23 protein-coding genes are annotated in these 22,170 nt (G+C 30.2%); 16 read left to right on the top strand and 7 right to left on the bottom strand.

Features of this window, described 5'->3' with window-relative positions; all coding sequences use genetic code 11:
- Nucleotides 1–47: 47 nt before the first annotated feature.
- From ABDZ93_RS05740 to ABDZ93_RS05730, 3 genes are read right to left on the bottom strand one after another with little or no spacing between them, the layout of a single operon-like run.
- Complete coding sequence (locus ABDZ93_RS05740; protein ID WP_343824459.1) at nucleotides 48–257, bottom strand: hypothetical protein; 210 nt, start codon at nucleotides 255–257, stop codon at nucleotides 48–50.
- A gap of 23 nt (nucleotides 258–280) precedes the next feature.
- Nucleotides 281–484: a helix-turn-helix transcriptional regulator gene (locus ABDZ93_RS05735; RefSeq protein WP_343824456.1), complete on the bottom strand. Its 204-nt coding sequence runs from the start codon at nucleotides 482–484 to the stop codon at nucleotides 281–283.
- A gap of 14 nt (nucleotides 485–498) precedes the next feature.
- Nucleotides 499–900: a DUF2178 domain-containing protein gene (locus ABDZ93_RS05730; RefSeq protein ID WP_343824454.1), complete on the bottom strand. Its 402-nt coding sequence runs from the start codon at nucleotides 898–900 to the stop codon at nucleotides 499–501.
- Nucleotides 901–1,378: 478 nt separating this feature from the next.
- Here ABDZ93_RS05730 and ABDZ93_RS05725 point away from each other — a divergent pair, with 478 nt between their 5' ends.
- The 5 genes from ABDZ93_RS05725 to ABDZ93_RS05705 all read left to right on the top strand — a co-directional run bounded on the left by ABDZ93_RS05725 (nucleotide 1,379) and on the right by ABDZ93_RS05705 (nucleotide 6,371).
- Complete coding sequence (locus tag ABDZ93_RS05725; protein WP_343824452.1) at nucleotides 1,379–1,840, top strand: hypothetical protein; 462 nt, start codon at nucleotides 1,379–1,381, stop codon at nucleotides 1,838–1,840.
- A gap of 3 nt (nucleotides 1,841–1,843) precedes the next feature.
- A complete protein-coding gene (locus ABDZ93_RS05720) occupies nucleotides 1,844–2,092 on the top strand; it encodes a BhlA/UviB family holin-like peptide (RefSeq protein ID WP_343824545.1) in 249 nt (82 codons plus the stop codon).
- A gap of 753 nt (nucleotides 2,093–2,845) precedes the next feature.
- Nucleotides 2,846–3,925, top strand: a complete 1,080-nt coding sequence (locus ABDZ93_RS05715; RefSeq protein WP_343824450.1) for an AI-2E family transporter — start codon at nucleotides 2,846–2,848, stop codon at nucleotides 3,923–3,925.
- A 199-nt stretch (nucleotides 3,926–4,124) separates the two neighbouring features.
- Nucleotides 4,125–4,892, top strand: a complete 768-nt coding sequence (locus ABDZ93_RS05710; RefSeq protein WP_343824448.1) for a dimethylarginine dimethylaminohydrolase family protein — start codon at nucleotides 4,125–4,127, stop codon at nucleotides 4,890–4,892.
- 21 nt (nucleotides 4,893–4,913) lie between these two features.
- Nucleotides 4,914–6,371, top strand: coding sequence for a basic amino acid/polyamine antiporter (locus ABDZ93_RS05705; protein ID WP_343824446.1), 1,458 nt, complete (start codon nucleotides 4,914–4,916; stop codon nucleotides 6,369–6,371).
- 108 nt (nucleotides 6,372–6,479) lie between these two features.
- Here the strand turns inward: ABDZ93_RS05705 and ABDZ93_RS05700 are convergent, their stop codons facing one another.
- The 4 genes from ABDZ93_RS05700 to ABDZ93_RS05685 form a co-directional block, all read right to left on the bottom strand.
- Nucleotides 6,480–6,647, bottom strand: coding sequence for a hypothetical protein (locus tag ABDZ93_RS05700; protein ID WP_198028596.1), 168 nt, complete (start codon nucleotides 6,645–6,647; stop codon nucleotides 6,480–6,482).
- 446 nt (nucleotides 6,648–7,093) lie between these two features.
- On the bottom strand, nucleotides 7,094–9,595 hold the full coding sequence (locus ABDZ93_RS05695; protein WP_343824442.1) for a CoA-disulfide reductase: 2,502 nt from the start codon (nucleotides 9,593–9,595) through the stop codon (nucleotides 7,094–7,096).
- A gap of 158 nt (nucleotides 9,596–9,753) precedes the next feature.
- Nucleotides 9,754–10,047 (bottom strand): ArsR/SmtB family transcription factor, encoded by a 294-nt coding sequence (locus ABDZ93_RS05690; protein WP_343824440.1) that lies wholly within the window; start codon nucleotides 10,045–10,047, stop codon nucleotides 9,754–9,756.
- 304 nt (nucleotides 10,048–10,351) lie between these two features.
- The gene (locus tag ABDZ93_RS05685) at nucleotides 10,352–11,743 is read right to left on the bottom strand and encodes a hypothetical protein (protein WP_343824438.1); all 1,392 of its coding nucleotides are present in this window, start codon (nucleotides 11,741–11,743) and stop codon (nucleotides 10,352–10,354) included.
- 233 nt (nucleotides 11,744–11,976) lie between these two features.
- Between ABDZ93_RS05685 and ABDZ93_RS05680 the strand changes: the two genes are divergently transcribed.
- The 11 genes from ABDZ93_RS05680 to secD all read left to right on the top strand — a co-directional run bounded on the left by ABDZ93_RS05680 (nucleotide 11,977) and on the right by secD (nucleotide 22,010).
- Nucleotides 11,977–12,390: a DUF3785 family protein gene (locus tag ABDZ93_RS05680; protein ID WP_343824435.1), complete on the top strand. Its 414-nt coding sequence runs from the start codon at nucleotides 11,977–11,979 to the stop codon at nucleotides 12,388–12,390.
- 142 nt (nucleotides 12,391–12,532) lie between these two features.
- A complete protein-coding gene (locus ABDZ93_RS05675) occupies nucleotides 12,533–13,195 on the top strand; it encodes a hypothetical protein (protein ID WP_343824432.1) in 663 nt (220 codons plus the stop codon).
- Nucleotides 13,196–13,487: 292 nt separating this feature from the next.
- Complete coding sequence (ruvA, locus tag ABDZ93_RS05670) at nucleotides 13,488–14,081, top strand: Holliday junction branch migration protein RuvA (protein WP_343824430.1); 594 nt, start codon at nucleotides 13,488–13,490, stop codon at nucleotides 14,079–14,081.
- Nucleotides 14,082–14,118: 37 nt separating this feature from the next.
- Nucleotides 14,119–15,126, top strand: a complete 1,008-nt coding sequence (gene ruvB, locus ABDZ93_RS05665) for a Holliday junction branch migration DNA helicase RuvB (RefSeq protein ID WP_343824428.1) — start codon at nucleotides 14,119–14,121, stop codon at nucleotides 15,124–15,126.
- A 44-nt stretch (nucleotides 15,127–15,170) separates the two neighbouring features.
- Entirely contained in the window at nucleotides 15,171–16,199 is a 1,029-nt protein-coding gene (gene queA, locus ABDZ93_RS05660) for a tRNA preQ1(34) S-adenosylmethionine ribosyltransferase-isomerase QueA (protein ID WP_343824426.1), read from the top strand.
- A 16-nt stretch (nucleotides 16,200–16,215) separates the two neighbouring features.
- The gene (gene tgt / locus ABDZ93_RS05655; RefSeq protein ID WP_343824424.1) at nucleotides 16,216–17,343 is read left to right on the top strand and encodes a tRNA guanosine(34) transglycosylase Tgt; all 1,128 of its coding nucleotides are present in this window, start codon (nucleotides 16,216–16,218) and stop codon (nucleotides 17,341–17,343) included.
- A 51-nt stretch (nucleotides 17,344–17,394) separates the two neighbouring features.
- Nucleotides 17,395–17,685: a preprotein translocase subunit YajC gene (gene yajC / locus ABDZ93_RS05650; protein WP_343824422.1), complete on the top strand. Its 291-nt coding sequence runs from the start codon at nucleotides 17,395–17,397 to the stop codon at nucleotides 17,683–17,685.
- 54 nt (nucleotides 17,686–17,739) lie between these two features.
- Nucleotides 17,740–18,108: a TIGR04086 family membrane protein gene (locus tag ABDZ93_RS05645; protein WP_343824421.1), complete on the top strand. Its 369-nt coding sequence runs from the start codon at nucleotides 17,740–17,742 to the stop codon at nucleotides 18,106–18,108.
- A gap of 27 nt (nucleotides 18,109–18,135) precedes the next feature.
- Entirely contained in the window at nucleotides 18,136–18,273 is a 138-nt protein-coding gene (gene scfA, locus ABDZ93_RS05640; protein ID WP_035134469.1) for a six-cysteine ranthipeptide SCIFF, read from the top strand.
- 58 nt (nucleotides 18,274–18,331) lie between these two features.
- Nucleotides 18,332–19,696, top strand: a complete 1,365-nt coding sequence (scfB, locus tag ABDZ93_RS05635; protein WP_343824420.1) for a thioether cross-link-forming SCIFF peptide maturase — start codon at nucleotides 18,332–18,334, stop codon at nucleotides 19,694–19,696.
- Between the two features lie 169 nt (nucleotides 19,697–19,865).
- Complete coding sequence (gene secD, locus ABDZ93_RS05630; protein ID WP_343824418.1) at nucleotides 19,866–22,010, top strand: protein translocase subunit SecD; 2,145 nt, start codon at nucleotides 19,866–19,868, stop codon at nucleotides 22,008–22,010.
- Nucleotides 22,011–22,170: the final 160 nt, after the last annotated feature.

Raw genomic sequence — 22,170 nt, 5'->3', positions numbered from 1 at the left:
AATTTTCTTAAAAAGAGGACTTTAAGCTTTAAAGTCCTCTTTTTTACTTACGTAATTACAAAAGATAATATCCCTATAATTATACATGCAATTCCACTTAAAAATTGTCCTATTCCAGATGCTTGGCCCATTAATATTAGGTTAAAGATATTTTTACTTTTCTGGCTTTTTCCGAAGAGTCCATCATCAGTTCTCATTCTATGTATTCCCCAAAGTGTTAGTAATACTCCAAAAATTATAAATAATACTCTAATCATTTTCATCTCTCCATTTCTTATTTTTACTTGTCACCATCTTCAAATATAAAAGTTTCTTCAATTGATAAATCAAAAACTGAAGCTATTTTATATGCAAGTAGAACAGATGGGTTATACTTTTGTTTCTCCAAAGAAATAATTGTTCTTGAAGACACACATACTCTATCAGCTAATTCTTGTTGTGTTAATCCACTCTCTAAGCGTAACTCTTTAACTCGATTTTTCATTAAATCACTCCTAATTAGATGGCATGGTTATAATATTTTCTAGATAAAAATTCAGTAACCATAAGAGATACCAAAATAGTAAACAAAGCAGCATTTGTTTGAATCATAATCCAATTAGAAAGGAACATAATAATTAAAATCACAAATATTAAAATCCTTAAAGTGGACTTAGCAACTTTCCCATCTATTAAATCATCTCTTTCGTCATAGTCTTTCGATAGTTCCTTGTCTATCTCTTTTTTATTACTCCTATATTTAATATAAGAGACCATAGAAATTATCAAAAGTATTCCACCTATAAATATATTTAAATATCCAAAATTGAATCCTAGTGATGTATTGAATATTATTTCAATACCACCCATTAGAATAAGCATTAGTGATACTAGAATACGTTGTATAAATTTATTTCCCAAATAAATCACTCCTAACTATTATGAACTTAACTTCATGTGAAGTTTATTTCATGTGAAGTTAACTTCATAATATACGATTTATAAATAGATGTCAACATGTTTATTATTTTATTTAAAAAATAAAACTGGTATGGATTTAAACAGAGAGGTTTATTTAGTATGAACCCTCTGTGTCTTAGGTGGTTCAGTTAGTACTACTATAGATCCCTTCAGTAAATGTTGTTTTAAATTCTCAAATACCAATGCCTCTAATTTTATAAATATACATTTATTATGCAATAAAACAATATAATAGTATATAAGATATTCTTAATGAATTTCATGCTATTTTTATTACCTTTCATGCTTTATTAGTTTTATTCCTGTTGATTCTAGCATAAACTATAACAAAATATTAAAAGTGATAATTTCATCAGTTGTCTTTTACATAAAATTACCATCTCTATTTTATTAAGTAATATTAAGGAGGATGTGTGTAATGGAATCAATAGTGACGCTAGTAAAGAAAGCAAGATCTTATGAGAAGAATAGTATGCAATCATTGTTAATTAAATTTAATCCTACTATTAATAACTTATTAAGGAAGCTAGGATATGACTGTGTTAAAACTGACTTGATTATATTTTTCATAAAAATGATTTATTCAATTCAATTAGCAAGTATATTTAACTTATCTGACGGAGCATTAGTAAATTACATCAAGGAATCCTTATTTAGAGAATATCATAGGTTAAATGAAATCTATAGATTCAATGAAGTTAAAATGCCTAATAAATTTTCAGAATTATCAGATAATTACAAGTTCATTAAGTATAAAACTCTTATATATGAACTTGTAAACCTAAAGATTATAAGCAATAGGCAAAAATGTGTTCTCTTAGAAAAATATCATTACAGTCCTACTAATAAAGAAATATCTCAAGTAAGGAGTGTGAAATAAATGATGGAAAATGAAATTCTAAAGGTAGCATTATCACAAGGTATTTGGGCTGTACTAAGTATATTTTTATTGTTTTATATACTAAAAGCTCAAGAAAAAAGAGATGTGAAGCAAGAAGAAAGAGAAAAAAACTATCAAGATGTAATATCACACCTTACCGATAAATTGAGGATAGTAGATGAAGTAAAAAAAGATGTAGAAGATCTAAGAAAGGATGTAGAGGAACTAAAAAATTATATGAGAAAAATTTAAGGAATTTTTATTTTAGGCTTACAAATTAAAAATTAAACACTCTTTAATAAGTATAATTAATATATCAGATGTTAAGTAGTTCAGAGAAAATTGAGAAGGTAATTTATGATTAAAAAATGTAATGGTAAATTTACTTACAAAGAAATTATGAAGGCAACTTTGGATTTCTATTGATGCTCTGTAAAAATTATAATGTATAATATAAAATCAGTGTAGTAACGAGATATTACTTTCTTCATTAATAGAGCTATCATTATTCTTTATAATATATTTAGATGAATCATATTCCCACATCATTTAAAAAAGATCATTATATTCAAGTTTATTAAAATTCTGAGTATAACATGTTATCATCTGTTAAGCAGGCATTTTTGTGTTCTTTCATGTGAAAAGTGTTGATAGGACTAATTTTAGCTTCTAGAGCAAAGCTATTAGGAGGAAGCTATGAAAAATCATAACATCCCAATACAAAAACCCATGGAATCTGCATGGGCAGAACAACTAGTTAAATAGGTATATAGTTAAAATTTTCCCTATATAACTATTTATATAGGGAAAATTTTAGCTAATACATACTTATTTTAAGTGTTTATTATGCTCTTTTACATCTTTTAAACTTATAATATTAATACTAAAAATGAGAAATTTTTTACAATAAGTTTCAAGTTAAAATAAGAAAAAAATAAATTTTATTGAAGTTAATTAGAAGTCTATGGTATTATAAATGCTATTAAGTAATAAGGATGTGTTTTATTGAAGAATATAAAGTTTTATACAGGATTAATTATTACCTTTCTTATATCATATATTTTAATTCGATTTGTGGACAATTATAGTTATTTTTGGGGAATAATTTCTAAATTATTATCTCTATTAACTCCTTTTTTCATAGGAATGATTCTGGCCTATATATTATCTCCGTTAGTAGACTTTATGGAGAAAAAGTTAAAAAGTAAAAGGTGGATAACCATACTTATAATTTATGGAGTAGCGATAAGCAGTATTGTTATATTTATAATAATGATAGTACCGTCTATTACAAATAGTATTATAGAGATAATAAATCAAATTCCGGAATACTCAAAAGAAGTAGAAACATGGATTTTAAGTATTGCAAGTGGAATTGAAAGTACTTATATGACTAAAATTCAAGAGGTGTTACTTTCTATAATTCCTCAATTCGGCGAGTTTGCTAAATTTATATTAGACTATATACTAAGCACTACTGTATCTTTAACTACTTTAATTGTAAATGTAGTTTTAGGGTTAATAATATCTATTTACGTTATTATAGATAAAGAGAATATATTAAATTACTTTAAGAAGGTTATTAATATAATTTTAAAAAAAGAAAGAGCAAGCTTAGTTATTGATGTATGCAAAACCTTTAATTCTAATGTGGGAACTTATATTGTAGCTAAATCTATAGATTCTTTCTTTGTAGGACTAGTAAGCTTTATTGGATTATCACTGATAGGGTCTAAATATGCATCACTACTTGGAATTATATGTGGTATAACTAATATGATACCTTACTTTGGACCTATTATAGGAATGGTACCGGCAGTGCTAATTAACATATTCTACAAGCCTTCTGTGGCAATGGGTTCTTTAGTATTTTTAGTGATTCTTCAACAAATTGAAGGTAACATTATTGAGCCTAAGTTTGTTGGTGGTAGATTAGGTCTTAGTCCAATACTGACCCTTCTTGCAGTAACTATTGGTGGAGGATTTTTTGGCATAATGGGAATGATTTTATCAGTACCAATTATGGGAGTTATAAAGATATACGTGGATAAGGTAATTGAAAAGTATCAGTACAGAGAATCATAATAGTATATATAATGGTTAAGTCAGATAAAAATTCAAATTAGTTATAGTATATAATTAAAGTTAATAAACTATATGGCATAGAAAAAATTTCTAAAGCTATATAGTTTTTTTATATAATTAAAGAATATAAATGTAACAAGTTTCATATTTTTATATAGAAATGAAGTATATAGAAATAAAGTTTATAGGGGGAATCGAGATGTTTAAAAATATAATTGTAAGAAGACCATGCAAAGGCCTAGTAGAGGGAATAACTACAGCTAATCTAGGAAAGCCTGATTATGAATTGGCATTAAAACAGCATGATAAGTATATTGAAACACTCAGAGAATGTGGCGTAAATGTAACAGTATTAGAAGCAAATGAAGAATTTCCTGATTCTTGTTTTGTAGAGGATGTTGCACTTTGTACAAGAAAATGTGCAATTGTTACACGTCCTGGTGCATTAAGTAGAAGAAATGAAATTCTCCAAAGAGACATGCAGGAAGCTTTAGAGAATTTCTATGAAAATGTTGAATATATTAAAGAGCCAGGTACTGTTGAAGCAGGAGACATAATGATGGTAGGAGATCATTTTTATATTGGACTTTCCGCTAGAACTAATGAAGAAGGTGCGAAACAAATTATTGAGATACTTAGAAAATATAGTTTAGATGGTTCAGTTGTGCCTTTGAAAGAAGTGTTACACCTTAAAACAGGACTTTCTTATATAGAGAATAATAATTTACTTGTAGCTGGAGAATTTGTTACTAGTCCAATATTCAAAGAGTTTAATAAAATCATAATTAATGATGATGAAAATTATTCTGCTAACTGCATTTGGGTAAATGATGCAGTTATCGTTCCGGCAGGTTATCCAACAACTAAAAAAGCTATAGAGGATGCAGGCTATGAAGTTAAAGAAGTAGACACTTCTGAATATAGAAAAATTGATGGTGGATTAAGCTGCTTATCACTTAGGTTTTAATTAATAATAGGGGGATTTTATATGGTGAATAACACCAATTTAAAAGATAAATCAACTGGCTTAGGATATGCAAGACTTGCAGCTGTTGCTATAGGTGCAACTATAGGTGGAGGAGTATTTAGCTTAGCAGGGGATATGGCAGCAAATGGGGCAAATACTGCCGCTGTAATAGTAGGATGGATAATTTGTGGAATAGGTATGCTAGCTCTTACTATGTGTTTTTTTGGATTAAATAAAATTAAGCCTCACTTAACAGGAGGAATATATAGCTATGCTAATGAAGGTTGGGGAGATTATGTAGGTTTTAACTCTGCCTGGGGATATTGGATAAGTGCACTGCTTGCCAATGTATCCTATGCAACTTTACTATTTGCAGCTATAGCTTACTTTATACCTATATTCGGGACAGGTAATAATCTGTGGTCTATATTATGTGCATCATTAGTTATTTGGTTCATGAATTATTTGGTATTAAGAGGTGTAAAAGAGGCAGCTGGTATAAATTTAGTAGTAACTATCAGTAAGGTTATTCCTATCCTTGTGTTTATAGTTGCAGTAATGTTTATAAGAGCCTTTGATCCAGCTATATTTATGGCTAATTTCTGGGGAGAACCGGGAGGTTTATCCTTTATAGAGCAAGTTAAGGCAACTTCTGGAACTACAGTATGGGCTTTTATAGGTATTGAAGGAGCAGTAGTTATTTCAGGAAGAGCTAAACGTTCTAAAGATGTTGGAAAAGCTACAATAACAGCATTTTTAGCTGTAATAGCAATTTATATAATGGTATCTATGCTTAGTATGGGAGTTATGCCAAGGGCAGAACTTGCAGAACTAGGTAATCCACCTATGGCAGCTATATTATCAAGTGTAGTTGGACCTTGGGGAGCAGCTCTTGTAAATATAGGAGTAATTATATCTCTTGCTGGAGCTACTTTAGGATATACAATAATAGCTTCAGAGTGTCCTTATTTAGCAGCTAAAAATGGAGTGTTTTCTAAGTCTTTTGCTAAGGAGAATAAAAATGGAGCTCCTATAAATGCACTCTTTTTAACAAATGGAATAATTCAATTATTCCTTATAATAACTTATTTAAATGAATCAACCTATCAAATATTCTATACAATTTCAGCTAGTATGATTATGATTCCATACCTTTTAAGTGCAATGTACTATTTATTAATTGCATTTCGAAAGGATGGATTTGTAGGAGAAAATGCTAAAACTATAAATATGGCTAGATTTATAGGGATTCTTGGAACTATATATGGATGTTGGCTAATCTATGCTAGTGGACTTACTGGATTACTAATAACAGCCATTTTATATGCTCCAGGTACATTAGTATATATGAAAGCTAAAAAGGAAAAAGGGGAAAAAAGTTTTGAAACTGTGAAGGATAAAGTTATCCTTGGAATAATAGTTGCTATGGCTGTATTATCTTTAATTCTTATTTTTAATGGCACAATAACTCCATTTTAAGTAATAATGTATAAATGCAATTATTATATTATAAAATAAATTTAATTAGAAACTAAATTATTGATAGTAAAAAAATCAGGAAATTATTTAAAATTTCCTGATTTTTTATTAATAAGTTATTTCATCCTTCTCAGAATGATCTTTGCTATTAGCGTAGGAACCTATTTTAACTCCATCTATTATTCCTACATCTGCACCATCCTTAGGATACATTTTTCTTAGTTCAGCTTGACTTCTTTTTTGATCTTTAAGACGACTTTTATTATTATCAACCATAAAAACACCTCCTTAAATTATATAAAGGATAACTACACAATTATTTTGTCCTTAAAGTAAGAAATTATTAAGGAAAGTAAAGGATTAGATTCCTTAGAAAGAAACATTACCATTTTATTAGAGGTATATATTGAATGTTTGGACACATAATAATATTGACAATAAAATTATATGGGAGGTATTAAAAATGGCTAAAAATCATAAAAAGCATGAACATACTCCAAGTAATCCTAAGACTGGAAATGTAAAAGATCATATATCTTCAAAGGCAGGAATTAAATCTCCTAAGGAAAAAGAATAGCTTAATATATTTACGTAAGGTATAGGTTATTTTGAATAAGTAGATGACTATCTCAATAAAGAGATAGTCATTTACTTAAACAGAAACATAAAGTTTTAATTATGGAACTATTCATCTAAAGGTAGATAAATATATGAATTATACATTAGATAAATAAGTTAAGTCCTGCATCTTCTGTAGAAGCTAAATAAGTTGCAACTCCGCCAACCTCAACTTCAGGAATTAATTCTTCATGTTTAATACCCATTAAATCCATAGACATAGCACAAGCAATGATTTTAACTCCCATTTTAAGAGCGTTAGTGATAAGAGTATCAAGGTCATCTACATTGTTTTTAGCCATAATATTTTTAATCATAGCAGGTCCCATACCAGCCATATTCATCTTAGATAATGGTAGTTTTCCAGTGCTACTTGGAAGCATTATATCAAACATTTTTTCCATAGTATCTTTTTTAACAGAAGGTTTATCTTTTCTTTTTAAGATGTTAAGTCCCCAGAAGGTAAAGAACATGGTAACTGGTTTACCCATGGATGCTGCTCCAGTAGCTATTATAAAGGATGCTATAGCTTTATCAAGGTCGCCACTAAAAACTACAAGGGTTGCACCATCTTTTTTAGAAACATCACAACTAATAGGAGATGCATTTCTTGTTAGGTCCTGAGAGGTACCTTTCTTTATTAGTGCTACAAAAGCTTTTTCTTTTTTATCGAATGTACCTTTTACAAGAGTATTTCCTGTTTTATTACACCAGCTATCAATATCCTTTTTGAAACCAGGATCAGAAGCTTTAACTTCTAATATATCTCCATCCTTTATTTTGCCCATTTCCTCAAAAACTCTTCTAATAGGACCTGGACATTGAAGTCCACAAGCATCAAGACTTACAGTAACTTTAGTAGTCTCTTCTATATTTGAAGAATCACTAGCTTCACAAGTACATTCTTCAGTTTTATCTTTTGAATTAGATTGAGTATATTTATCCTTAAAAGAAGTTAAGGAAGATTTAACGGTAGAATAGGTTTTATAGCCACCATCTAAGTTTACACAATTAAATCCATATTGAGAAAGTATTCTACAGCCAATGTATCCACGAAGACCTACTTGACAATAAACATAGATTGTTTTGTCCTTAGGTATTTTATTTAAATCATTTCTAAGAGTACCTAGAGGAATATTTATAGCATTTTCTATATGACCAACTTCAAACTCCATCTCTTCTCTTACATCTAGTATAAATTCATTGTTAGCTATTAAATCATCAACTTCATCCCATTGAACTATACTAACTAAATTATCCATTATATTAGTTCCTATATATCCAGCCATATTAACAGGGTCTTTTGCAGAAGAATATGGTGGAGCATAGCATAATTCTAATTCGGGTAAATCTGTAACTTTTAGATTACCTTTTATAGCAGTAGCTATAACATCTATACGTTTTTCTACTCCATCTAAACCTACACCTTGTGCTCCTAATATTCTTCCGTCTTTTGGATTAAATAAAAGCTTAAGAGAAATAGGGAAGGCACCAGGATAGTAACCGGCATGAGAATTTGGATGTAAATGGATTGCCTTATATTCTAAGTTAAGTCTTTTTAAAGTTTTTTCATTATTACCTGTAGTTGCAACAGTTAGTGAAAACACCTTTGCTACAGAAGAACCTAAAGTACCATTATATTCAGCTTTTTTGCCACAGATATTGTCAGCTACAATATGTCCTTGTCTATTGGCTGGCCATGCAAGTGGAATCATAGTTGGATTACCATTTATATAATCAGTTACTTCTACAGCATCACCAAGAGCATAGATGTTTTCATCAGAGGTTTTCATTTCTTTATTTACAACGATTGCTTTTCTATTGTTGACTTCTAGACCGGCATCTATAGCAATTTTACTTTCAGGAGAAACTCCTATTGATAAAACAATCATATCTGTAACGATTTCTTTACCGCTATTTAAAACTACTTTTCTACCATTGTTTTCAAAGGATTTAACACCATCTTTAAGAATTAAATTAACTCCATTTTGAAGTAAATGTTCATGAACTATAGCTGCCATCTCGTAATCTAGAGGAGCCATTACTTGATCTGCCATCTCTACAAGAGTTACAGAAACTCCTCTTTCATTAAGGTTTTCAGCCATTTCAAGACCTATAAAGCCACCACCAACAATTACAGCTTCATTTGGAGAGTTATTATCAATATAGGCTTTAATCTTATCTGTATCTGGTATATTTCTAAGAGTAAATAAATTGTTTGCCTCTTTAAGACCAGGAATAGGTGGAGTTATTGGGTTAGCACCAGGGGATAAAACTAATACATCATAACTCTCTTCATAAACTTGAGAAGAGCTATGATTTTTTACAGTAACTTTTTTAGCATCTTTATCAATTTTAATAACTTCACTAAAGTTTCTTATATCAATATTAAATCTAGTACTCATTCCTTTTACAGTTTGTACAAGAAGGTTATCTCTGTCCTTTATAGTTTCGCCAATATAATAAGGAAGTCCACAATTGGCAAAAGAAATATATTCCCCTTTTTCAAACATAATTATTTCTAAAGATTCATCTAGTCTTTTTAAACGTGCAGCAGTGGAAGCCCCACCTGCAACTCCACCAACGATAATTACTTTTTTACTCATATTAAAATCTCCTTTCAATATTAAACAATATAAATAGTATAAACAGTATAGCCATTACAATATTCAGAACCACTTGAATCTTAATATTCATATATCATGATAATACGATACAAGTTTTTTATAAAAAAGAAGTCCAAAGCATTTTGACTTCTTAATAGTTAAAATAATACTTCTATTAATTTTTTTATATTTTCATCACTAACACTATATATAATCTCTAGACCGTTACGTTGCCAATCTATAATACCAAAAGCTTTTAGCTTTGCAATGTGTTGAGATATAGTTGATTGAGGCATATCTAAGCAATTTTGCATATTAGTAACATTACTTCCACCAGTCTCAATGAGACCTTTAACAATACAGAGTCTTACTGGGTGAGCTAATGCCTTTAAAATATTTGCTTTTTCTTCAAAGAGCTTTGGGTTAGTTAAAAATGTGTCATTTTCAATCATGTTTTATACACCTCCATATCACTATATTCATATAATACGATATAGTTACAAATGTGTCAATGAATAATAAAAAAATTTTTCTGCTTGAAATATTGTATTGTACTTTAAAGAAAATTAATTCAACTAAACTTCAATGAAAACAAAAGATTTTATCCAATGACTACCCGCTCTAATACTCCCATCTTCTTCAAAGTTGGAGTAAAGAGTGGCTACGACCCTGAATAACGATTTCTAACATTCAGAGGGAGTAAAAACTCCATCTGAAGCAAAGAACTCTGTTTATGAAGCTTAGCTGAATTAGATACTATAAGAAGAATAGTGCTGCTAAAGTAGTAACAATTAAACCTAAAACTACTGGTTTAAAGTTGTGTTTTGCAAGTTCGAAAGGAGATACCTTGCATATAGCGGAAACGGGGATTATGGCCCAAGGTATTAAAGTACCTCCACCTACCCAAATAGCACCTAACTGTCCAAGAGCTGTTAAAGTAGCGATATTACCTCCAGTGGCAGTTCCAAATAAATTTGCAGTGGAGCCAGCTAGAGCGATACCAGAAAATCCAGAACCATCTAGTCCGGTGATTGCACCTACAGTAGTAGCACCAAAAGCACTTAAGAAATTGTTTAGTGGAACTGCATTAGAAAGAGCAAATCCCAAGTCATTAACTATACCCAAAGAACCAGTAGGTAAATAATTACCGATGATAGATGTAAATCCATCACCACCTACATAGAAAAAGGCAGCAATTGGAACTACAATTCCGAAAACCTTAAAGCCAAATTGTAGTCCTTCTACCAGATGGCTAGTGATTTTATCAAGAGAAGCTTTTTTATATGCTTTTATGGATATTAATATGAGTGTAATTAAGGATGTGCCACCAATTAGTGCTGTAGCATCTCGACCCTTTAAGTTTAAAAAAACCATTAAAAACACATCAATAGTAAATAAAAGTGGAATTAATATAGCAAAAAAGGATTTCCAGCCTTTGCTTAAAAGAGTTTCATCTGTAGACTCAACCTCTTCTGAATATTCAGTATAGGTGAGATTTTCAAGAGTTCCATTTTTCATATCCCTCTTTAACAGGATAAAGGCTGTAACGGTAGTCACAGCTCCCATAATAATTATAAGAGGAATACTGGCTTTAACTACTGCAGATACAGGAATACCAGCTGCATCAGCAGTTAATTTTGGAGCAGCTTGAATTACAAAGTCTGTAGACAAGGCAATACCATGACCAAAAAGGTTCATAGCTATGGCAGCACCTATGGCAGGTAGACCAGATTTAATAGCCACAGGCACTAATACAGCTCCAACTAATGCAACAGCTGGAGATGGCCAAAAGAAATAAGAAATAATCATCATTATTATGCCTATACCCCAAAAGGCTATAAAATCATTTTTCATAAACCTACTAAAGGGTTCTATCATAACTTTACTTATACCAATATAAGATAATGCTTTACTTAATCCAGCAATTATAGATATTATAAGTATTGTTGGCAGTAATTCTGTAATGGAGTAGATAAAACTATTAAAAATGCTAATTAGAGATGCAGGAATAGATTTAGTGCTAATTAATGCAATTAATACTACTCCAAGAATACATATAAGGGAACAATCTAGTTTTTTTATCATTGTTATTAAAATCAATATTATAAGAATTAAATAAATATAGTGTATTACGGTTAATTCAATCATTTGTAGCCTCCTACTAACTTATCCCAATTTAATAATAGAATATGCTGATAGAAGAAATTAGTGTTAAAAAAGCAAGATGGAAATGTGAAAAATTCATATTTTCATTAGTGCATTATATGGAATTGGAATATAAAAGTTTTTATATTATGAATAAAACTGTTTAAATAGTTTCAAATAATATATAATAATAATATGATATTTGGGAATAAATTAAAGATTTAAGGAGAAATAATATGAATAATTTTAAATTTAAACATAAGGATGAAGAGTTTATTTTATCAGAGAATAACCTTTCTTATATGGAAGCTGAGGAGATTCAAGATTTTACTATAGAAAAAGTATTAGAAATCTTAGAAGAAGGTAAGAATAAGATAGAATTTGACTATGAATATTATGCTGATAACTGCGAAGCATGTGGAAATAGTGAAGCTATAGATAAAAAACACTATAGATTTTTAGAATACCATTTTTATGTCTTTACTAAAGAAGGCAAATATATAATGAGTAATATAAGTAATGAATTTGAAACCACTACTTATTCTCAATTAGAACGAATAAAAAAGATTGATGAAAGTTATATTGTATCTATTATTATGTGTGAAAGTTGTAAGAGTTTTGCTGTAGAAGTTGAACAATGTGATATGTAATTAAATAATTATGTATATTTTTAGATTAATTCCATATACTCTTTAATGGAAGAATAATAGAGATGTATAATTTATAAATTTTTGTAAGTAATAGTGTATAAACATATCAAAACTGGATACAATCCCTAGTAGGAGGGATTGTATGATTGAAAGATATAAAAAAAATAAAGGATTATATATTTTTGTAGCCTCTGTAGGTATAATAGTTTTTTTACTTAGCTATACTGTGAGCATAGCCTTCTTAAGAAGTTCCAAGGATGGAGGATCTGGAATTTTAGGTGAAGCAACTCAAGCAAGTTTTTTAAATATGAATGATGTAGTAATTTCTGATAAAAGTAATATAGAGTTCATGTTAAACTATAAAAACTCCTTAGATAAGATAAAGGTTAATGATAAATTAGATCAAAATATAAATAAAGTAGAAAAAGGTAATTTGATTGGTCTTAATCAGGAGCAAGCTGAAAAGATATTTTCTAGTTTCGGATATAACATAGAAAAATTCACAAAGGAAGATGTTATATTTGTAAAGGATATAGAAGGGTATGACTATAAAAAAGATTCTTATTTTATAGGAATAGAGGATGAAAATATTGTTATTTATAGTAAGGATTCTAATGGAACAATAAAAATAGTAGAAGAGAAGATATTGAATCCTAAAGATGATAGTGGACAGTCGTATTTAAAAACTAACGACATAGAGAACAAAGGTAATCTTTTGAGGACATTCTACGAAGGACATAAAGATTATCAGTTTTCCAATATACAAGAGGCTATGGAATATGCTCAGGCTCTTTGTAGCACATAGTATCAGAAAAGAAGTGTTTCAAAATGAATTTTTGAAGCACTCTTTTTTTATGAGAAGTTGCATGAATGGTATGAATTTAATTTAAATTAAGTTTAAAATAGTTTTTATTGAATTGTTACATTGTAGATGGTAAAGTATAATATAGTTACAATTGACATTAATATAATTAATGAGTTAAGTTTAATATAATTATATTTAGGTATATAATAGATATGGCTTTAAACTTGTGGAGGATATCTATAAAGTAATGAAGAATCAGCAAATGGTTTAATAAAAAGATAGGTGATTGAGCATGTATGAATATATAAAAGGAATTTTTAAGTCCATAGAAAAGGAATATATAGTTATAGAATGTGGAAATATTGGATATAAGATTTTTACATCAGGCAGTACAATTTCTAATATTCCACCGATAGATCAACAAGTAAAGATTTATACTCATCAAATTGTAAGAGAAGATTTTATTGGACTTTATGGTTTTTTAACTAGAGAAGAAATATCCATGTTTAATCTTCTTATTTCCATTAATGGGGTAGGGCCTAAGGCAGCACTATCACTTATGTCTATTGCCAATGTTTCTACATTAAAGTATGCTATAATTACTGATGATGATAAATTAATAACTAAGGCTCCAGGCATTGGTAAGAAAACTGCTCAAAGGATTATATTGGAGCTTAAAGATAAGATAAATGTAGGAGATGCCATACCAGAGGGAGCTACTATTAATCATATTGATATAGATAACGAAAAACTATCAGAAGCAGTGGGTGCACTTATAGCGCTTGGATACTCTGATAAAGAGGCAGAAAAAGCAGTAGAAAAAGCTGATAAAAGTAAGAATGTTGAAGATATTATAAAGGAATGTTTGAAAATATTAATGGGTTAGTAACATTAGTAAGGTTTTGTAGTTAAGGAGGGGGATTATGGAAGATAGATTTATTACATCTAATATTATTGAGGAAGATATAGAAGTAGAATATTCCTTAAGACCTCAGCGCCTTAAGGAATATATAGGACAAGAAAAAGTTAAAAATAAGTTAGATATATTTTTAAAAGCTGCAAAAATGAGAAAAGAACCATTAGATCATTTACTTTTATATGGCCCACCAGGACTTGGTAAAACCACATTGGCTAACATCGTAGCAAAGGAGATGGGGGGGAATTTAAAAATTACCTCTGGACCGGCTATAGAGAGAGCTGGAGATTTAGCGGCATTGTTAACGAATTTAAATACTAACGATGTATTATTCATAGATGAAATTCATAGATTGAATAGGTCTGTAGAAGAAATTTTATATCCAGCCATGGAAGATTTCGCTTTAGATATTGTTATTGGTAAGGGGGCATCAGCAAAATCTATAAGACTAGATTTACCTAAATTTACTTTAATAGGCGCAACTACTAGGGTAGGACTTTTGACTGCACCTTTAAGAGATAGATTTGGAGTACTCTGTTCAATGGAATATTATAATCATGATGAACTTAAAGAAATTGTTTTAAGGTCATCTGAAATATTAGGAGTGGAAATTGATAAGGACGGCGCTTTAAGTCTAGGAATGAGATCTAGAGGAACACCAAGGATAGCAAATAGGTTATTAAAAAGAGTTAGAGATTACTCTATGGTTAAAGGTATAGATATAATTGACAGTAATATGGTGGAGCAGGCAGCGGAACTTTTAGAAGTTGATAGAGAAGGCTTTGATAGATTAGATAATAAGATATTAGAAGCCATAGTAGATAACTTTAATGGGGGACCCGTTGGCGTTGAAACTCTAGCTTATTTTATAGGTGAAGAAGTCAGTACCATTGAAGATGTATACGAACCATATCTTATACAAAAGGGGTTTATTGTGAGAACTCCAAGGGGAAGAATGGCAGCAAAAAAAGCCTATGAACATTTAGGAAGAATTATTCCAGAGCATATATTATAGAAATAATGATAAACATATAGATAGAATAGGGAAGTGTATAGACTTTGAAAGTAAAGGATTTTTATTTTGATTTACCAAAGGAATTAATAGCTCAGCATCCTTTAGAAAAAAGAGATGAATCGAGGCTTATGGTTCTAAATAAAAAAAGTGGTGAAATAGAACATAAAGTGTTTAAAGATATTATAGATTATTTAAATCAAGGAGATTGTCTTGTATTAAATGACACGAGAGTTATGCCAGCTAGACTTTATGGAGCTAAAGAAGGCTCCGGTGGTAAAATGGAGTTTTTGCTTTTAAATAGGCATGAAGATGATATATGGGAAACCTTAGTTAAGCCTGGCAAAAGAGGAAAAGTAGGAGCTAAATTTGTCTTTGGAAATGGAGAACTAGAGGCTGAGGTAGTAGAAGTTTTAGAAAATGGAAATAGAAAAGTAAAGTTTCACTATGAGGGTATTTTTGAAGAAGTATTAGATAGACTAGGTGAAATGCCACTACCACCATATATAGAAGAAAAGCTAGAAGATAGAGAGAGGTATCAAACGGTTTACTCAAAGGAAGTAGGTTCTGCAGCAGCCCCTACAGCTGGATTACACTTCACAGAGGAACTACTTCAGACTATCAAGAAAAAGGGGATAAATATAGCTTTTGTAACTTTGCATGTAGGCCTTGGAACCTTTAGACCGGTAAAAGCTGAAGAAATTCAAGATCATGAAATGCATTCGGAGTATTATATTTTAGATAAGGAAAATGCTGAAATAATAAATAGTACTAAAAGAAGTGGTAAAAGAGTTATAGCTGTGGGAACCACATCTAATAGAACTCTTGAAAGTATAGCTAATGAAGAAGGTCAAGTTAAAGAGCAATCAGGATATACTAGTATATTCATATATCCAGGGTATAAATTTAAAATAGTAGATGCCATAATAACTAATTTTCATTTACCAGAATCTACATTAATAATGCTTATAAGTGCATTTTCAACTAGGGAAATAGTGATGAATGCTTATAAAATTGCAGTAGAAAATAAATATAGATTCTTTAGTTTTGGTGATGCTATGTTTATCCATGAATAGGAAGGACGATGAATAGGTGTATAAATTACTAAAAAAGAGTGGAAAAGTTAGACGTGGGGAATTTGTTACTCCTCATGGTACGATACAGACCCCTGTGTTCATGAATGTTGGTACTTTGGCTGCCATAAAGGGAGCAGTATCATCTATGGATTTAAAAGAAATTGGGTGTCAAGTAGAATTATCAAATACATATCATCTTCATTTAAGACCAGGAGATGAAGTAGTTAAAAAAATGGGAGGACTTCATGAATTTATGAATTGGGATAGACCAATTCTCACAGATTCAGGTGGATTTCAAGTATTCTCATTAGCAAGTATGAGAAAAATTAAAGAAGAGGGTGTATATTTTAGCTCTCATATTGATGGTAGAAAAATATTTATGGGCCCTGAAGAAAGCATGCAAATTCAAAGTAATTTAGCTTCAACAATTGCTATGGCATTTGATGAATGTATCCCAAATCCATCGTCAAGAGAATATGTAGAAAACTCTGTAGCAAGAACCACTAGATGGCTTGAAAGATGTAAAGTTGAAATGGAAAGATTAAATTCAGATCCCAATACTATAAATAAAAAGCAAATGCTATTTGGCATAAATCAAGGTGGAGTTTACGAGGATATTAGAATAGAACATGCTAAAACTATTAGAAAACTAGATCTGGATGGATATGCAATTGGAGGATTAGCTGTTGGTGAAAGCCATGAGGATATGTACAGAATTATTGATGCTGTGGTTCCTCATCTTCCAGAGGATAAGCCAATTTATCTTATGGGAGTAGGAACTCCTGAAAATATATTAGAGGCGGTTTCAAGAGGGGTAGATTTCTTTGACTGTGTATTACCTGCTAGAAATGGAAGGCATGGACATGTGTTTACTAAGTATGGTAAAATAAACATCATGAATGCCAAATATGAACTAGATAAAAGTCCTATAAATGAAGGTTGTGATTGTCCAACATGTAGACATTATACAAGAGGATATATAAGACACTTATTTAAAGCTAAGGAAATGTTAGCGATGAGACTTTGTGTACTTCATAACTTGTATTTCTATAATAAATTAATGGAAGACATAAGAAATGCAATTGATGGAGACTACTTTGAAGAATTTAAAAATCAAAGACTTTCAGAGTGGGGAAAAAAATAATTAGGTATCTATTATTTTAATATATACATAACTAGTGAAAGGAGAGATATTATGCAAAACTTAATGGCGTTTCTTCCGATGGTACTTGTACTTGTGTTGTTTTACTTCATGATTTTCATGCCAGAAAAGAAAAGAAAGAAACAATACAATGATATGTTGAATTCTTTAGCTATAAATGATGAGATTATGACTAAAGGTGGAATCATGGGAAGAATAATAAATATTCAAGAAGAATATGTTATTTTAGAAAGTGGCCCAGATAGAGCAAGAATAAAAATGAGCAAACTAGGTATTGCTTCAGTTACTAAATCAGCTAATGAACCAGAAGAAATAAAGGAATAATCATCATAAAGCCCCTTATATAAACATATTTATTAATATAAGGGGGTTTTGGGTATGTATAAAAAAATTAATTATTCTACTATTGGAGTAGGGGTGCTAAGAGCATCAATTTTAACAATAATTTGCGTTTTAGTATATTCATTAGTTACTTCATATTTCCCGTTTAGTGACACAGTCACATCAGTATTTTTAGTTATAGCTACATTGGCTAGTGTGGTATATGGAGCTATATATGCTACATTAAAAATGGGAAGCAAGGGATGGCTGGTGGGATTGCTAGTAGCAGTATTTTATATGTTAATACTTTATATAGTATCTTTATGCTTTGGTAATAACTTGGCATTAGGAGGAAAAGACGTAGTTAGATTAATTTTAGCATTAGCAGCAGGATCACTGTCAGGAATGCTAGGAGTGAATCTATAGATATTATCAATTTTAGGAGGAATAGAAATGAAACATATAAAAACTATCAACAAATCTAACATTAAAGAAAGTTTAAAGAAACCAGGTTGTAAAGAGTGTGCTAATTCATGTCAATCAGCTTGTAAAACTTCTTGTACAGTAGCTAATTTAGAGTGTGAAAACTAATCATTTTAAAGGCAGTAACAAAAAGTTACTGCTTTGTGTTTAGTTAGGAGGAAAAACAATGGAATTAATTCATAAATTTATACAAGGTAATGATTTTTATGTAATAGATGTAAATTCAGGTGCAGTTCATGAAGTAGATGAGCTTGTATATGACATGCTAGACTCAGATAAACTTAAAACTAAAGACGAGTTAAAAGAAATATATAAGGATAGATACTCCAGTGAAGAAATTGATGAGGTATATGAGGAATTAGAATCTTTAGTTCATGAAGAAATACTTTATTCTAAAGATTTATATGAAAATATAGCAATGATGAGTGGACAAGCAGAGGTAGCTATTAAAGCCCTTTGTCTTAATATAATTCATGATTGTAATTTGAAGTGCAAATATTGTTTTGCTGATGAAGGAGAATATAAGGGTTGTAGAAAAACCATGAGCGCGCAAACTGGTAAAGACGCTATAGATTTCGTTATAAAAAACTCAGGAAAAAGAAAAAATATAGAGATTGACTTATTTGGTGGAGAGCCACTTATGGCCTTTGACATCATAAAGGAAATAGTAGATTATGGTAGGGAACAAGAAAAACTTCACAATAAAAATATTAGGTTTACTATGACTACTAACGCTACCCTTTTAAATGATGAAATAATAGACTACCTTGATAAAAACATGGGAAATATAATTTTAAGTATAGATGGAAGAAAAGAAGTCAATGATAAAGTAAGAATAAGATTTGATGGAACTGGTACCTATGAATCCATATTACCTAAAATAAAGAAAATGGTAGATATAAGAGATAAGTCTAAGACTTATTATGTAAGGGGTACTTTTACAAGAGAAAATACAGATTTCTTTGAAGATGTAAAGCATATGGTAGATTTAGGCTTTGATGAAGTATCTATTGAACCAGTAGTACTTCCTGATGACCATGAACTTTCATTAAGAGAAGAGGATCTTTCTACAATTTTTAATCAATATGATAAATTATATGAATATATGGTTGAAAAATATGAGGCAGGAAAATCCTTTAAATTCTATCACTTTAATGTAGATTTACAAGGAGGTCCATGCATCTATAAGAGAATTTCAGGATGTGGAGCTGGACACGAATATGTAGCAGTTACTCCAGATGGAGAAATATATCCTTGTCATCAATTTGTAGGAAACGAAGATTTTCTTATGGGAGATATATATGAAGGGGTTAAGGACTTTTCTATAGTTCAAAATCTTAAGGATGCTCACATATATAATAAACCTACATGTAAAAATTGCTGGGCAAGATTCTATTGTAGTGGAGGATGCCAAGCTAACAACTTTAACTTTAATGGAGATGTTCACATTCCATATGAATTAGGTTGTAAGATGCAAAAGAAGAGAATAGAGTGTGCTATTGCTTTAAAAGCTAAAACAATGAATAAATAATTGTGTTTTAAAGGATAGAATTAAGAATTCTATCCTTATTTTAAGAAAAATGAGGAATATACAGAAAATTAAATTATATACACTTGATTTTATCCATATAATACCTGTAAAATAAATAATAAATAGACAAATAGAAAAATACAATTAAATAACAGGAAAGGGGATAACCATGAGGAATAAAAATAGAAAAAGTGGAATTCTAGTTATCATAGCAATAATAGTAATAGGTCTTTTTGCATACGCTGGTCTTTATGGTGTGGATTTAGGGAATTATAGAATCAAAACCTTTGAAAGTGGTATTGATAAGGGATTAGATTTAGTAGGAGGAACTTCTCTTTTAATGGAGATAAAGGAGGAGAAGGTAGATCAAGCTGTTATAGATAGAACTATAGAGCTTATTTCTATGAGGATAAATAAAGAAGGAGTAAGTGAAATTCCTATAACTCAAGAAGGCGAAAATAGAATTAGAATAGAAATTCCGGGTGAGTTTGATACAGATAAGGTTTTAGAGACCATCGGTAAAACTGGAGAATTAACCTTTGAAGACCCGGAAGGTAATGTAATTTTAACGGGTAAGGAAGTTAAAGAAGCAGGAGCATATATATCCCAAGATAATAAGTATGTTGTTAATCTTGAATTAAATGAAGAGGGAACTGCAAAGTTTGCGGAAGCAACTAAGACATTCTTAAATAAAAATATAGCTATAAAAATGGATGGTGAAATTTTGACTAATCCAACGGTTAATGCTGTTATAAGTGATGGAAAGGCAGTTATTGAAGGTATGAGTTCTCTAGAAGAAGCAAATTCTATTGCTAACATCATAACTTCTGGAGCTCTTCCAGTTAAACTAGAAGTAAGCTCAGTTAAAACTGTAGGACCAACTATTGGAGCAGAGGCATTGTCACTTAGTAAAAAAGCTGCGATGATAGGAATAGCTTGTATAATATTATTTATGGTTGCATACTATAGAGTGCCAGGAATTATTGCTTCTGTGGCTATAGTTTTATATGTAAGTTTATTACTTGTCATATTCGCTCAATTTGGAGTAGTATTAACTTTATCAGGTATTGCAGGTTTAATTCTTACCATAGGTATGGCTGTGGATGCTAATGTACTTATATTTGAAAGAACAAAGGAAGAGCTAAGGTTAGGTAAATCTATAAAGACTTCTGTGGAAGTTGGTTATAGTAGAGCACTATCATCGATTTTAGACTCTAATATAACTACAATTATTGCAGCATTAGCGCTATACTTCTTAGGATCAGGTTCTGTTAAGGGATTTGCAGTAACACTACTTATAGGTATTATTGTAAGTATATTTACTGCTCTCTTTGTTACAAAGTTTCTACTCAATAATGCTGTAAATGCAGGTTGGATAAATAAACCATCATATTTTGGCGTGAGAGAAGGAAAAAAACGTGAATTTAGTAGCCTTAAAATAATAGAGAATACCAAAATATGGTTTGCTATATCGATTATTATAACTGTTATAGGAGTTGGGTTTTTAGCAACTAGAGGCTTAAACTATGGTATAGATTTTAAAGGTGGTACATTAATTACTTTAGATATGAATCAACAATTTAATAAGGATGATGTAAATACTATTATTGATAAGTATGCTAAGGGTAAGTACTCTACAAAGTTAGCTAATGAGGGTAAAGAAATACAAATTATTGTTCAAGAAGGAGTATTAGATGAAGCAAAAACCAATGCTCTTGTTGATGAAATAAAAGGAAAATATTCTTTAGAGGATAGTGCTCTTATAGGTAAAGAAAGTATAGGATCTACTGTAGGAAATGAATTAAAGAAAAAGGCACTATTAGCATTAGGGGTAGCATCTATTGCTATGCTTATATATATCACGGCTAGATTTGAATTTAGCTATGCAGCAGCGGCTATTATAGCTTTACTTCATGATGTATTTATTACACTTTCCTTCTATGCTATATTTGATATTCAAGCTAATACACCATTTATAGCAGCTATTTTAACTATAGTAGGATATTCTATCAATGATACTATTGTTATATTTGATAGAATAAGGGAAAATGTTAAGAAGAATAGAAGAATGGATTCAAAAGAAGTTGCTAATATTAGTATCACAGAAACTATGACTAGAAGTATAAATACATCATTAACAACACTTATAACTATAGTGGCAGTTTATATTTTTGTGCCATCCATAAGAGAGTTTTCACTTCCGCTTATAGTGGGAATTGCTTGTGGAGCGTATTCTTCAATATTTATAGCTTCACCGTTATGGGTAATAATTAAAAATGCTAAGAAAAAAAAGAAAGCTAAGACAGTAGCATAATATAAAAAATTCTATGACGAAAGACATTTTATCATGTTTTTCGTCATTTTTATAATAATTTGTTTGTAAAATTGTCAGTTTTAAATTATAATATATTTGTTTTCTATAAATAGATTTCTTAGACTCCATAATATGTACAAGTGATATGGGGTTAGAAGTT

Source organism: Clostridium subterminale (assembly GCF_039521425.1).
GTDB classification, from domain to species: domain Bacteria; phylum Bacillota; class Clostridia; order Clostridiales; family Clostridiaceae; genus Clostridium_J; species Clostridium_J subterminale.
This window is presented reverse-complemented; position numbering and strand designations above follow the sequence as displayed.

Excerpts from the sequence above, each read along its gene's own strand:
- ABDZ93_RS05740 (WP_343824459.1), bottom strand. The coding sequence starts at position 257 with ATGATTAGAGTATTATTTATAATTTTTGGAGTATTACTAACACTTTGG.
- ABDZ93_RS05735 (WP_343824456.1), bottom strand. The coding sequence starts at position 484 with ATGAAAAATCGAGTTAAAGAGTTACGCTTAGAGAGTGGATTAACACAA.
- ABDZ93_RS05725 (WP_343824452.1), top strand. The coding sequence starts at position 1,379 with ATGGAATCAATAGTGACGCTAGTAAAGAAAGCAAGATCTTATGAGAAG.
- ABDZ93_RS05720 (WP_343824545.1), top strand. The coding sequence starts at position 1,844 with ATGGAAAATGAAATTCTAAAGGTAGCATTATCACAAGGTATTTGGGCT.
- ABDZ93_RS05710 (WP_343824448.1), top strand. The coding sequence starts at position 4,125 with ATGTTTAAAAATATAATTGTAAGAAGACCATGCAAAGGCCTAGTAGAG.
- ABDZ93_RS05705 (WP_343824446.1), top strand. The coding sequence starts at position 4,914 with ATGGTGAATAACACCAATTTAAAAGATAAATCAACTGGCTTAGGATAT.
- ABDZ93_RS05700 (WP_198028596.1), bottom strand. The coding sequence starts at position 6,647 with ATGGTTGATAATAATAAAAGTCGTCTTAAAGATCAAAAAAGAAGTCAA.
- ABDZ93_RS05695 (WP_343824442.1), bottom strand. The coding sequence starts at position 9,595 with ATGAGTAAAAAAGTAATTATCGTTGGTGGAGTTGCAGGTGGGGCTTCC.
- ABDZ93_RS05690 (WP_343824440.1), bottom strand. The coding sequence starts at position 10,047 with ATGATTGAAAATGACACATTTTTAACTAACCCAAAGCTCTTTGAAGAA.
- ABDZ93_RS05685 (WP_343824438.1), bottom strand. The coding sequence starts at position 11,743 with ATGATTGAATTAACCGTAATACACTATATTTATTTAATTCTTATAATA.
- ABDZ93_RS05680 (WP_343824435.1), top strand. The coding sequence starts at position 11,977 with ATGAATAATTTTAAATTTAAACATAAGGATGAAGAGTTTATTTTATCA.
- ABDZ93_RS05675 (WP_343824432.1), top strand. The coding sequence starts at position 12,533 with ATGATTGAAAGATATAAAAAAAATAAAGGATTATATATTTTTGTAGCC.
- ruvA (WP_343824430.1), top strand. The coding sequence starts at position 13,488 with ATGTATGAATATATAAAAGGAATTTTTAAGTCCATAGAAAAGGAATAT.
- ruvB (WP_343824428.1), top strand. The coding sequence starts at position 14,119 with ATGGAAGATAGATTTATTACATCTAATATTATTGAGGAAGATATAGAA.
- yajC (WP_343824422.1), top strand. The coding sequence starts at position 17,395 with ATGCAAAACTTAATGGCGTTTCTTCCGATGGTACTTGTACTTGTGTTG.
- ABDZ93_RS05645 (WP_343824421.1), top strand. The coding sequence starts at position 17,740 with ATGTATAAAAAAATTAATTATTCTACTATTGGAGTAGGGGTGCTAAGA.
- scfA (WP_035134469.1), top strand. The coding sequence starts at position 18,136 with ATGAAACATATAAAAACTATCAACAAATCTAACATTAAAGAAAGTTTA.
- scfB (WP_343824420.1), top strand. The coding sequence starts at position 18,332 with ATGGAATTAATTCATAAATTTATACAAGGTAATGATTTTTATGTAATA.
- secD (WP_343824418.1), top strand. The coding sequence starts at position 19,866 with ATGAGGAATAAAAATAGAAAAAGTGGAATTCTAGTTATCATAGCAATA.